At 65.9% G+C, this 14,058-nt stretch carries 1 protein-coding gene; it reads left to right on the forward strand.

Annotated features, from left to right (window positions below; genetic code table 11):
• The first annotated feature begins 38 nt into the window (after positions 1-38).
• Positions 39-13,985, forward strand: a complete 13,947-nt coding sequence (locus AC3A5O_RS24075; RefSeq protein WP_487753824.1) for a non-ribosomal peptide synthase/polyketide synthase — start codon at positions 39-41, stop codon at positions 13,983-13,985.
• The last annotated feature ends 73 nt before the right edge of the window (positions 13,986-14,058 follow it).

A 14,058-nucleotide genomic window follows, 5' to 3' on the forward strand; every position in this document is an offset into this window, starting at 1 on the left:
GCCATCACCGTTGCCCCTTTTTACGCAGGACGCTTTCAATGACCACCGAAAAAACCACCGGCAACCCGATCGAAGACATTTACCCGCTGTCGCCGCTGCAACAAGGGATGCTGTTCCACTCCTTGCTGCACGAAGACTCCGGTGTGTACCTGATGCAGGATCGCTACCGCATCGGTGGGGCCATCGATGAAGAGGCGTTCCTCGAGTCGTGGCGCCAGGTGGTGGCGCTGCACCCTTCCCTGCGCGCCAGTTTCCAGTGGAAAAGCCAGAAGCAACCGGTGCAGGTGATCCACCGCCAGGTCAAGGTGCCGCTGGATACTCTCGACCTGCGCGGGCTAGCCCCCCATGAGCAGGAAGCGCGGATCCGCACCTTGTTGGAAGACGAGCAGAAAGTCGGCTTCAACCTGTCCAAGCCACCGCTGATTCGCTTCCGGCTGGTGCGCCTGGCTGACGAGTCCTACGAATTCATTCGCAGCTTCCACCACATCCTGATGGACGCCTGGTGCATTTCCCTGGTGACCGTGGACTTCCTCAAAGTCTACGAAGCGCTGTGCAACGACCGTACGCCGGAACTGAAAAGCCCTCGACCGTTTCGCGATTACATTCAGTGGCTGCAACGCCAGGATGCGAGCAAGGCCGAGCAATTCTGGCGCGGCCAGCTGCAAGGTCTCAACGCCCCCACGCCACTGACCGTGGACAACGGCGTGACCCGCGACCGCTACACCGATGCGGTGCTGGTGGACGACCAACTGATTCACCTCGACGCGCAGGAAACCCAAGCGCTGGCGGCGTTCTGCCGCAGTCGCCGGATCACGCCGAACACGTTTTTCCAGGGCGTCTGGTCGTTGCTGCTGTCGCGCTACAGCGGGCAACAGGACGTGGTCTTCGGTGTCACCGTGGCCGGGCGTCCGGCCGACCTGACCGGCGTCGCGGAAATGATCGGTCTGTTCATCAACACCTTGCCGCTGCGGGTTTGCGTGGACCCGAACGCCTCACTCGGCAATTGGCTGGGCGACCTGCAGAAGCTCAACGTCGACATGCGCGACTTCGAGCACACACCCTTGACCGACATCCAGGGCTGGAGCGATTTCCCCCGGGGCGAGACCCTGTTCGACAGCATCCTGGTGTTCGAAAACGCGCCCATCGACGAACAGATCCTCGAAGGCGGTTTCCAATTCAGCCTCGAAGGCATGGACCACAGCGTGCACACTCACTACGGCTTGACCGTGGTGATCCTGCCGGGCGAACAGTTGGGCATCCGCGTGTCCTATGACCGCGAACGTTTCGCGGCCGCCACTGTGCAGCGCCTGCTGGGCCACATCACCAGCCTGGTGCGCAGCATGCTCGCCGCCCCCGACGCGCCGTTGGCCAGCTTCGAACTGCTGGCCGCCGACGAACGCCAACAGTTGCTGGGTGAATGGGCGCTCAACCCCCACGATTTTCCGCTGGATCAAAGCTACGCCGAGCTGTTTGCCGTCCAGGTCGCCCAGCGCGGTGATCAGGTCGCCGCGATCTGCGCCGGTGAGTCGCTGACCTACGCCGAGCTCGACCTGCGTTCCACGCGCCTGGCCCACGCTCTGCGCGAAGCCGGCGCCGGTGAAGATCAATTGGTCGCGCTGGCGGCCCCTCGTGGCCTGGCGCTGTTGACCATGATGCTGGCGGTGTTCAAGGCTGGCGCCGCGATGCTGCCCCTTGAAGTCAATCACCCGCCCGAGCGCCTGCGGGAAATCCTCGGACTGTCCCGCGCCCCGTTGCTGGTCGCCAGCGAAGTCTGCAGCGGCCTGCTCGATCACTTGCTCAGCGGCCTCGACCAAGCGCCCGCGGCGCTGTTCGCCGAGGCCTGCTGGGCGTCTGGCAACGACGCGCCACTGCCGGTGCTCGCCCGCCCCGATAGCCTGGCCTACGTGCTGTTCACCTCGGGTTCGACCGGCACGCCCAAGGGCGTGATGATCGAACAGCGCGGCATGCTCAACAACATCTTCGGCAAGGTGCCGGCCCTGGGGCTCAGCGCCGCCGACCGAATTCCCCAGACCGCGTCGGTGGCGTTCGACATTTCGGTGTGGCAGTTCCTCGCCGCGCCGGTGCTCGGTGCCACCGTGCACATTCTTCCAGATGAAGTCGCCCACGACCCGCAACGCCTGCTGCAAGAGCTCGCCAGCGAGCGCTTGAACGTGCTGGAAATCGTCCCGAGCCTGATGCGCACCGTGCTCGCGCTGTGCCCGTGCGACTTGCAACTGCCGGACCTGCGCTGGGTCTTGCCCACTGGTGAAGCCCTGCCGCCGACCGTGGCCCGGGACTGGTTCGCCCGCTTCCCCGACATCGCCCTGATGAACGCCTACGGGCCGGCCGAATGCGCCGACGACGTGGCCTTCCAGCCGATCCTCAAAGCACCAGGGGCCGAGGTCAGCCACATGCCCATCGGCCAGCCGACCGCCAACAACCGCCTGTATGTGCTGGACGAAGCCCTGCGCCCGGTGCCGGTGGGCGTGGCCGGGGAAATCTGTGTCGGTGGCGTCGGCGTCGGCCGCGGCTACCTGCACGACCCGCAACGCACCGCCGAGGCGTTTATCGACCATCCTCAACTCGAAGGTCGCTTGTACCGCACCGGTGACCTGGGACGCTGGCGTGCGGACGGGGTGATCGAATACCTCGGCCGCCGCGACCAGCAGGTCAAGCTGCGCGGGCACCGGATCGAACTGACGGAAATCGAACACCGTCTCGCCCAGCACCCGAACGTGCGCGAAGCCGCCGTCCTGCTGCGGGAAAACACCGTTGGCGAAGCCTGGCTGGTGGCGTACTGGTCGGCCCATGACGAGACCCAGGGCAGCGACGGCCTGAGCGAACACTTGCGGGCGCAACTGCCGCCGTACATGGTGCCGGCAGCCTTCGTCGGCCTGGACAAACTGCCCCTGAACAATAACGGCAAGGTCGACCGCAAGGCCCTCGCCGCCCGCGAGCTGGACTGGCAGGCCGACACCCAGCAGAGCATCGCCCCGCGCAATGCGCTGGAAACCACGGTGGCGTCCATCTGGGCCGAGGTCCTGGGGCGCGACACGGTAGGCGTGGAAGACAACTTTTTCACCCTTGGCGGACACTCGCTGCTGGCGACCCAGATCGTCGCTCGCCTGCGTACCCAGTTCAAACTGGACCTGCCGCTGCGGGTGCTGTTCGAACAACCGACCGTGGCCCTGCTGGCCGTGGCCATCGCCGCCCGCCAGGCCGAGGCCGCCGCACCGCAAGCCAATGCGTTCAGCATGCCCAAGGCCCAGCCACGCCCGACGTTGCTGCCGCTGTCGTTCTCGCAACAGCGCCTGTGGTTCATCGAGCAACTGACGCCGGGCACCACCCTGTTCAACATCCCGTTCGCCCTGCATCTCAAGGGTGAACTCAATGTCGAAGCGCTGCACGCCAGCCTGAACGACCTGCTGGTGCGCCACGAAATACTGCGCACCGGCATCCACAGCACCGACGGCGTGCCATGCCAGCGCATCAGCCCAGCACTGGACATCGCGCTGCCCTTCGAAGACTTGTCGAGCCTGACCGCCACCGCCCGCGCCGGCGCGCAGTTCAATGCCCTGCAAGACACCTTCGAGCAACCGTTCGACCTGACCTGCCCACCGCTGCTGCGTGCGCGTTTGCTGCGCCTGGCGCCGGGCGAGCACGTACTCGGCATCGCCCTGCATCACCTGGTCTCGGACGCCTGGTCGGCCACCATCGCCCTGCGCGAACTGGCCCTGGGTTATGAAGCCCGTTGCAACGGCGCACCGGCCGAACTGCCGGCCCTACCACTGCAATACGCCGACTTCGCCCTCTGGCAGCGCGAACACCTGCAAGGCGCCGAACTCAAGCGCCAGCTCGATTACTGGACCACCACCCTGGACCGGCGCGACAGCGACGCCAGCCCACTGCTGGCCTTACCCACCGATCATCCACGGCCTTCGGTGCAAAGCTACCGCGCCGGGATCGTGCAGCGAGAACTCAGCGCCGACCTCAGTGGCCGGGTACACGCCTTTGCCAGTCGCCTCGGCACCACGCCGTTCACCGTCCTGCTCGCAGGTTTCGCCGTGTTGATGCACCGTTTGAGCGGCGATGCCACGGTGCTGGTCGGCACCCCGGTCACCCATCGGGAACAACCGAGCACCGAAGGCCTGCTGGGCATTCTGTTGAACAACCTGGCGATTCGCGCGGACTTCGAGCCGCAAGCCGACTTCACCGCCCTGGTCAAACAAGTGGCCGAGCGTCTGCGCAATGGCTTGCTGCATCAGGACCTGCCGTTCGAACAATTGGTCGACAGCCTGCAACTGCCACGCAGCCTCAGCCATGCACCGCTGTACCAGGTGATGGTCGCCCAGCAACTGGCCATGGAGTCGCGGTTGCGCTTCCCCGGGCTGGAATTCGAAGCCCTGGACACGCCACTGCGGCACTCCGAATGCGATCTGGACCTGCACGTGCTGTGCCCGGCCAATGCGCCGATCCAGCTGGAGCTGATGTTCGCCCTCGACCTGTTCGTCGCCGACAGCGCCCGCCAGACCCTCGCCCGCCTGGAACATCTGCTCGAGCACATGCTCGCCGAGCCCCAGCGCCCAGTCGCCGCCTTGCCACTGCTGATGGACGCGGAATGGCAACGCACCGTGGTCGAGTGGAACCGTACCGAGATGGCGGTGCCGACGCACCTGACCTTCGCCCAGTTGTTCGAACAACAGGCCGAGCGTACCCCGGAGCGTGACGCCCTGTGTTTCGAAGGCCGCAGCCTGAGCTACGGCGAACTGAACCGTCGGGCCAACCAAGTGGCGCATTACCTGCGCAGCCGCGGCGTCGCTGCCAACCGCCCGGTGGCGCTGTGTGTCGAGCGTTCGCTGGAGCTGCTGGTCGGCCTGCTGGGCATTCTCAAGTCCGGTGGCGCCTATGTACCGCTGGACCCGACCTACCCGGCGGATCGCCTGGCGTACATGCTCGAAGACGCGCAACCGGCACTGTTCCTCGGCCAGCAGGGCTTGTTGGAACAGCTGGGCACTGAACTGCCACGCGTGCACCTGGACAGCGACCCGGCCCTGTTCGCCCTCCAGCCGGACAGCAATCCGGCCCCGCTCGCCGGGCCGCAAGACCTGGCCTACATCATGTACACCTCCGGTTCGACCGGTAAGCCCAAGGGCACCCTGGTGACCAACGGTTCGGTGGTCAACCTGGCCTGGGCGCGCATCCATGGCTTGTATCGCCGCTACACCGACCAGCCGATGCGCACCAGCTTCAACTACTCGTTCGCCTTTGACAGTTCGGTGGCCGAGCTGATCCTGCTGCTGGACGGCCACAGCCTGTACCTGACCCCGGAAGACGTGCGCTACGACCCCGAGGCCCTCGCCGGTTTCTTCCGCGACACCCGCCTGGACGCCTTCGAATGCACCCCGGCCCAGCTCAAAGCCCTGCTCGAAAGCGACGGCGTTCGCCGTGGCGAGGTGTACCTGCCGCGCTTCGTGCTGTTCGGTGGCGATGCGGTGGATACGCAGCTATGGCAACGCCTGCCGTCAATTGCCGGCAGCCGCTTCTTCAACACCTACGGCCCGACCGAATGCACGGTGGATGCCACCGGTTGCGCGGTGGATGACTTCCCGCAGCGGCCGATCATCGGCCGACCCATCGCCAACGTGCGCACCTATGTGCTCGATGCCTTCCTCAACCCGATGCCGGTGGGCGTCCCGGGGGAACTGCACATCGGTGGTGCCGGCGTGACCCTGGGTTACCTCAACCGTGCCGAACAGACCGCGAAGGTGTTCATCGAAGACCGGTTCTCGTCGCTGCCCGGCGCACGGATGTACAAATCCGGCGACCTGGTACGCTGGCTGCCCGACGGCCAGCTCGAATACCTGGGACGCATGGATCATCAAGTGAAGATCCGAGGCTTCCGTGTCGAGCTGGGGGAAATCGAAACCTTGATCGGCGCCCAACCGGGCGTGCGCCAGGCCGTGGTGCTGGCCCGTGAAGACGTGCCCGGCGACAAGCGCCTGGTGGCCTACGTGACGTGCGACCAGCAGGCCGACATCCACGCCTGGCGCAAAACCATTGGCGCCGCCCTGCCCGACTACATGGTGCCCTCGGCATTCGTGCTGCTCGATGAACTGCCGCTGACCGATAACGGCAAACTCAACCGCAAGGCCTTGCCGGCCCCGGACATCCAAGCCGCGCCAGACGCCCTTGACCCGCCGCGCAGCGCCGCCGAACGACAACTGGCCGTCCTGTGGGCCGAGTTGCTCAACGTGCCATCGTCGCAGATCGGCCGTGACAGCCATTTCTTCTACCTCGGCGGCCACTCGCTGCTGGCGGCGGCGCTGTTTGCCCGCCTGCGCCAACAGTTCTCTACCGTGCCACCGTTGCGGGCGGTGTTCGAACACCCGACCCTCGACGCCTTGGCTGCACTACTGGGCGATCCCCTGCAAGCCCCGGCGGCGACCTTCGTTGCGGCGGCACGTCCGGCGCGCCTGCCGCTGTCGTTCGAACAGCAACGCTTGTGGTTCCTCGAACAACTGAGTGCCGGCGGTGGCGAGTACAACGTGGTCAGTGCCGTGCAATTGGACGGCGAACTCAACGTCCAGGCCCTGCAATCAGCCCTGAACAGCGTGGTCCAACGCCACGAGATCCTGCGCAGCCGCATCGTGCGCGATACCGATGGCGGGCTGGCGTTGATCATCGAACCGAAGGTCGATCTCACCGTACAGGTGACGACACTGCAGGCGACCAGCGACGAGCAGTGGCAGCAACTGACCGACGCGGCGATCCACGCAGAAACCGGCCGCCGTTTCGACCTCGCCGCCGAAGTGCCGGTCCGGGCCACGTTGCTGCAACGCAGCGGCGGCGTCCAGTCGTTGCTGTTGCTCAGCGTGCACCACTGCGCCACCGATGACGCCTCCAGCCAGAACCTGCTGGATGAACTGCGCCAGTGCTACACCGCCCAGTGCCTAGGCACTCCGGCGGCACTGCCGGCGCTGGCGCTGCAATACCCCGATTACGCCCTCTGGCAGCGCGAGCCCGGTCAACAGACTGCGTTCAGCAGCCAACTGGAATACTGGCGCAACCAACTGGAGGACGGCGACTACCTGCTGGACCTGCCGACCGAACAGGGCCGTCCAAACGAGCTCGCCCCGGCGGCCGGCGCCGTGCAACTGCAATTGCCCCCTGCCCTGGTGGAACGCCTGCGGCAGTTTGCCCAGCAACGCGGTGCCACCCTGTACATGCTCATGCTCGGTGCCGCGCAACTGCTCTTGGGCCGCTACGCCAACCAACGCGACGTGCGAATCGGCAGCCCGGTGGCCCAGCGGCCATTCGCCGAGCTGCAGCCGCTGATCGGCTGCTTCGTCAACACCGTGGTCATGCGCGCCGACCTGGATCCGGCGCAAGACTTCGAAGGCTTGCTGGGCCAGGTGCGCAATCGTGTGCTGGATGCCCAACAGCATCAGGACGTGCCGTTCGACCAGGTCGTGGAGCACTTGAAGCCTTCGCGCAGCCTCGGCCAGACGCCGCTGTTCCAAGTGCTGTTCGCCATGCAAAACGCCGACTCGTCGAGCCAGCCATGGCCGCGGTTGCAGGTCAGTGAACGCGCGGTGACCGCCCAGGCCACCAAGTACGACCTGAACTGGGAAGTGCACGACGGCGAGGTGCTGTCGGTGTTGCTGGAATACCGCGCCGCGCTGTTCAGCGAAACCACCGCTCGGCGTTGGCTGGAACAGTGGCAACAACTGCTGGAAACCATGCTCGAAGCGCCACAAACCCGCCTCGGTGATTGGACACCGCTACCGGCGGACGAGCGTCATCGCCAACTGATCGAGTGGAACGCCACCGAACGTCATTACAGCGGCCCAACCAACCTGCACACCGCCCTGAGCCAGCAAGCAGCCCTGAGCCCCAACGCCCCGGCGCTGGTGTTCGAAGGCCAGCGCCTGACTTATGCCGAACTGGACCAGCGGGCGCAAACCGTCGCCCGGGCCCTGCGCGCCGTCGGCGTAGGCAGCGACAGCATCGTGCCGCTGTGCATGGAGCGTTCCGTGGAGATGGTCGTGGCCTTGCTCGGCATCGTCCATGCCGGCGCCGCGTGGCTGCCGCTGGACCCGGAGTTGCCTGCCACGCGTCTGGCGTTCCTGATCGAAGACGCCGACGCCAAGGTCACCTTGACTCAAGCGCAATGGCTGTCGCGCCTGCCAGCCGCTCATCAAGCCTGGACGCTGGATGCGTTGCCAAACGCTGAAGTCGCAGAACCGATCAGCGTCCAGGCCAACGACCTGGCCTACGTGCTCTACACCTCCGGTTCCACCGGCCAACCCAAAGGCGTGATGAACGAACACGGCGCCTTGATGAACCGCCTGCATTGGATGCAGGACGCCTTCCCGATTGGCCCGAACGACCGTGTGCTGCAGAAAACCCCATACAGCTTCGACGTGTCGGTGTGGGAGTTCTTCTGGCCGCTGATCACTGGCGCGACCCTGGTGGTCGCCCGCCCGGACGGTCATCGCGACCCGGCCTACCTCAGCCAGTTGATCCAGCAGGAACGGGTCACGACCTTGCACTTCGTGCCGTCGATGCTGCGGGCCTTTGTTGAAGAGCCGAGCCTGGTCAACTGCCACAGCCTGCGCCAGGTATTCGCCAGCGGTGAAGCCCTGCCGGTGGACCTGGTGCGGCGCTTCATGGGCCAACACCCGGCCGCGCTGGTCAACCTGTACGGCCCGACCGAAGCGGCCATCGACGTCTCGGTCTGGCGTTGCTCGGCGGACGATGCAATCGTGCCGATCGGCAAGCCCATCGCCAACCTGCGCTTGTACATCCTCGACGAAGCCATGCAACCGTTGCCGATTGGCAGCATCGGCGAGCTGTACATCGGCGGCGTCGGCGTGGCCCGGGGTTATTTGAAACGCCCGGACCTCACCGAGGAACGCTTCCTCGCCAGCCCGTTCGTGGCCGGTGATCGCCTGTACCGCACCGGTGACCGTTGCCGCTTCCTGGCCGATGGCAACATCGAGTACCTGGGGCGTCTCGACCATCAGGTGAAACTGCGTGGGCAGCGCATCGAGCTGGGTGAAATCGATGCTGCGCTGCTGGCCCAGGCCGGTGTTCGCGACGCCGCCACCTTGTTGCTCGACCAACGCCTGGTGAGTTTCTGGTGCGGTGACGCCGATGAAGCGACCCTGCGTGCAGACTTGAGCGACAGCCTGCCCGGGCACATGCAGCCAGGCGTGTTCGTGCAGCTCGACCGCCTGCCGCTCAACAGCAACGGCAAGCTCGACCGCAAGGCATTGGCCGCCACGCCGCTGCCACACAGCCAAAGCGACCAGCCACGCACCGCGCCGCGTAATGCCACTGAAACCGTGCTTTGCGAACTGTTCAGCGAGGTGCTGGGCTGTTCAGACGTCGGCATCGAGGACCACTTCTTCCAACTCGGCGGCCACTCCTTGCTGGCCACCCGCCTGGTCAGCCGGGTCCGTGAGCGCCTGGGGGTGTCCCTGCCCTTGCCGCTGGTGTTCGCCCAACCGACAGTCGTGGCCCTGGCCGAGCATCTGTGCGCGGCGACGCCCGGTGAATCGATCAGCGCACAACCGCGCCCGGCGCAATTGCCCCTGGGTCTGGCCCAGCGCCGGTTCTGGATGCTCAGCCGCCTGGTGCCGGAGTCCCGCGAATACCACATGCCGTTCGCCCTGACCTTGCGCGGCGAGTTGCAGGTCCAGGTCTTGCGCGAGGCCTTTGCGCAAGTCAGCCAGCGCCACCTGGTGCTGCGCAGCCGGATCGTCGACGTCGACGGCGAACCGCAATTGCTGATCGACGACCACGGGCCGGCGCTCGCGGTCACTCGCGTTGCGACCCAGGACTGGGCAGCGACCTGCGCCAACGCCCAGGACGAACTGATGACACCGTTCGACCTGGCCTCCGCCGCGCCTTGGCGTGCGCACCTGCTGCAACGCCAGGACAGCGACGAAAACCTGTTGCTGGTGTGCCTGCACCACAGCGCCACCGACGGTTGGGCCATGCAGTTGCTCATCGACGAACTGACCCAGGCCTACGCCGCCGGCCTCAACGGGCAGTCGCCTGCCTGGACGCCGCTGGAGATCGACTACGTCGATTTTGCCCTGTGGCAACAGCACCCGGACACCCAAGCCCGGCGCAGCGACAGCCTGGACTACTGGAAAAACCATCTGGGCCAGGAGGACTATCAACTCGACCTGCCCATCGACCATCCACGCGGCGCCGAAGCCGACCGTCGCGCCCGGCAACTGACTGTCCGCCTGGGCAGCGAGCGCGCCGAAGCCATCCGACAGTTCGCCCGTCAGCGCGGCACCACCACCTACGTGGTGCTGGCCACAGCCCTGAGCGCGCTGCTGGCCCGCTACAGCGGCCAGCGGGAGATTCGCCTCGGCACCCCGGCGGACCAACGTGACCACGCCCAAACCCAGACGCTGCTGGCCTGCCTGGTCAACACCCTGGTGATCCGCAGTGACGTCGACCAACGGGCCCCGGCCGAGCAACTGCTCGCCAGCCTCGAGGCCGACCTGCGCGCCGCCCAGGCCCATGCCGACTTGCCTTTCGCCACCCTGGTCGGAGCCATCGCGCAAAACCGCGACTTGAACCGCACGCCGTTGTTCCAAGTGCTGTTCTCCCTCAACTACGGCCGCGTCGACAGCAGCCAATGGCCGGGGCTGAACGTCGAAGAGCAGATGCTGCCGGTGATCGACGCCAAGTTTGAACAGAGCTGGGAAGTCCAGGACGACGGCAGCGACATGACGCTGGCGCTGGAATACCAATCGGCCTTGTACGACGAAGCGACGATGCAACGCTGGAGCGCGCAGTGGTGCGCGCTGCTCGACGCCCTGGTGGCAACCCCTGGGCGCACCCTGGTCGAACTGTTCCCGCAACAGCAGGACCAGCAGCAACTCGACTGCTGGAACGCCACCGAACGTCATTACAGCGGCCCAACCAACCTGCACACCGCCCTGAGCCAGCAAGCAGCCCTGAGCCCCAACGCCCCGGCGCTGGTGTTCGAAGGCCAGCGCCTGACTTATGCCGAACTGGACCAGCGGGCGCAAACCGTCGCCAGGGCCCTGCGCGCCGCCGGCGTAGGCAGCGACAGCATCGTGCCGCTGTGCATGGAGCGTTCCGTGGAGATGGTCGTGGCCTTGCTCGGCATCGTCCATGCCGGCGCCGCGTGGCTGCCGCTGGATCCGGAGTTGCCTGCCGCGCGTCTGGCCTTCCTGATCGAAGACGCCGACGCCAAGGTCACCTTGACTCAAGCGCAATGGCTATCGCGCCTGCCAGCCGCTCATCAAGCCTGGACGCTGGATGCGTTGCCAAACGCTGAAGTCGCAGAACCGATCAGCGTCCAGGCCAATGACCTGGCCTACGTGCTCTACACCTCCGGTTCCACTGGCCAACCCAAAGGCGTGATGAACGAACACGGCGCCTTGATGAACCGCCTGCACTGGATGCAGGAGGCCTTCCCGATTGGCCCGAACGACCGTGTGCTGCAGAAAACCCCGTACAGCTTCGACGTGTCGGTGTGGGAGTTCTTCTGGCCGCTGATCACCGGCGCAACCCTGGTGGTTGCCCGTCCGGACGGTCATCGCGACCCGGCCTACCTCAGCCAGTTGATCCAGCAGGAACGGGTCACGACCTTGCACTTCGTGCCGTCGATGCTGCGGGCCTTTGTCGAAGAGCCGAGCCTGGCCGACTGCCACAGCCTGCGCCAGGTATTCGCCAGTGGCGAAGCCTTGCCGGTGGACCTGGTGCGGCGCTTCATGGGCCAACATCCGGCGGCGCTGGTCAACCTGTACGGCCCCACCGAAGCGGCCATCGACGTCTCGGTCTGGCGCTGCTCGGCCAACGACACGATCGTGCCGATCGGCAAGCCCATCGCCAACCTGCGCTTGTACATCCTCGATGAAGCCATGCAACCGCTACCGATTGGCAGCATCGGCGAGCTGTATATCGGTGGCGTCGGCGTGGCCCGCGGCTATTTAAAACGCCCGGACCTCACCGAAGAACGCTTCCTCGCCAGCCCGTTCGTGGCCGGTGATCGCCTTTACCGCACCGGTGACCGTTGCCGCTTCCTGGCCGATGGCAACATCGAGTACCTGGGGCGTCTCGACCATCAGGTGAAGTTGCGTGGGCAGCGCATCGAGCTGGGGGAAATCGACTCAGCCCTGCTGAACCTGCCGGCCATCACCGGCGCCTGCACCCTGGTCATCGACAACCGCCTGGTGGCGTTCTACAGCAGTAGCACCGCGCAGTCGGACCTCGACATTCAGCTCGCGGCCGAGCTGCCGGCCTACATGGTACCGGCGGTGTGGGTGCAAATCCCGGCCCTGCCCCTGAGCACCAACGGCAAGATCGACCGCAAGGCCCTGGCCGCCCTGCCCTTGCCAAACACCCAGAAAGACTACGCGGCACCGCGCAATGACCTGGAACGCCTGCTCTGTCAGTTGTTCGGCGAACTGCTCGGCGAAACCTTGACCGGCGGCCGCGAAATCGGCACCTCGGACAGTTTCTTCGCCTTGGGCGGCGACTCGATTCTTGGCCTGAAACTGATCTCGCGCTTGCGGGAACAGGGCTATTCGCTCACGCCACGGGACCTGTTCCGTTCGCCGACCCCGGCGGCCCTGGCCCACGTGACCACGGCCCTGCTGACCCAGGCCGAACAAGGCGCCGTGACCGGGCCGATGCCGCTGATGCCGTTGCACCAGTGGTTTTTCGACCAGCAGCAGGTCCAGGCCGCGCACTGGAACCAATCGGTGCTCGCCGACAGCGACCGTCGCCTGGAACCGGCCATTGTCCAAGCCACACTGGATCGGCTGGTCGCCCACCACGACGCCCTGCGCCTGCGTTTCACCCACGTCGACGGCCAATGGCAGGCACACATCGCGCCGGTGGCACCGGCCCCACTGACCTGCTGCGAGCAGTCGGAACAATTGCTGCACGTCGCGCAAAGCCTGGACCTGCAACACGGCCCGCTGTTTGCCGCGGCCCTATTGGAAGGCACACCGCAGCGCCTGTACCTGGTGGCCCATCACCTGGTGGTCGATGCGGTGTCCTGGACGCCGCTGCTGGAAGACTTCCAACAGTTGTATTGCGCCCTGGAACGTGGCGAGCAGCCGACGTTGCCGGCGAAAACCACCTCGTATCGCCAATGGGCCGAGCACCTGCAAGCCCATGCCGCCAAGGCTGCTACCGAGCATCGCTACTGGAGTGCCCAAACCTCTGCAAACCCGCCGCCCATGGCCACGGTCGCCGAGCGCCAGACCCTCTCGGCCCGCTGGGATGCCCGCCGCACGCACCAATGGCTGACCGAGTCCCACGCGGCTTACCGCACACAACCGGAAGAACTGCTGATCGCCGCCCTCGCCGCGACCTTGGCCGAGGTCGAACAGCGCAGCGACATCGTCGTGGACCTGGAGCGCCACGGGCGCGACGCCCCGTTTGCCGGGCTGGACGTCGGCCGCACCGTCGGCTGGTTCACCACCCTCTACCCACTGCGGGTGAACGCCCGCGGCGCTGCGGGTGATCAGGTGCGCAACGCCAAGCAAGCCTTGCGCGATGTACCCGGCCTGGGGCTGGGCTACGGCTTGCTGCGCCAGCGCGGCGAGTTGCCGGCCAGCCACGGCGATGTGCTGTTCAACTACCTGGGGCATGAACAAACGCCAGCGGGCTGGTTACGCGCCAGCAGCCTGACCCCGCCGCCGGACGTGGCCCCGGCGAACCGAGTGACCCATGCCCGTGAAGTGGTGGCTTGGCTGGAGGACGGCGTATTGCGTGTGCAATGGCACAGCGTCACGCCGAACGCCGACAGCCGTTTGCCCGCTCGCCTGCTGGAACGTTTGCAGGCACTGGTCGAACACTGTCTCGATCCGCAGGCCGGTTCGCTGATGCCTGCGGACTTCCCGCTGGCCAAGGCGCTGAACCAGAAATCCCTGGACAAGCTGCTGGGCAAGCTCAAGACCAAACCCAATTCCCAAAGCTAGCGAGCGACACGGCGCCTGCGCAGGCGCCTTGATCGACTCACTTGAGTTTTCAAGACTTTGAAATGGACCAAGC

This window comes from Pseudomonas sp. Soil_N_39 (assembly GCF_057655955.1).

Excerpts from the sequence above, each read along its gene's own strand:
- AC3A5O_RS24075 (WP_487753824.1), top strand. The coding sequence starts at position 39 with ATGACCACCGAAAAAACCACCGGCAACCCGATCGAAGACATTTACCCG.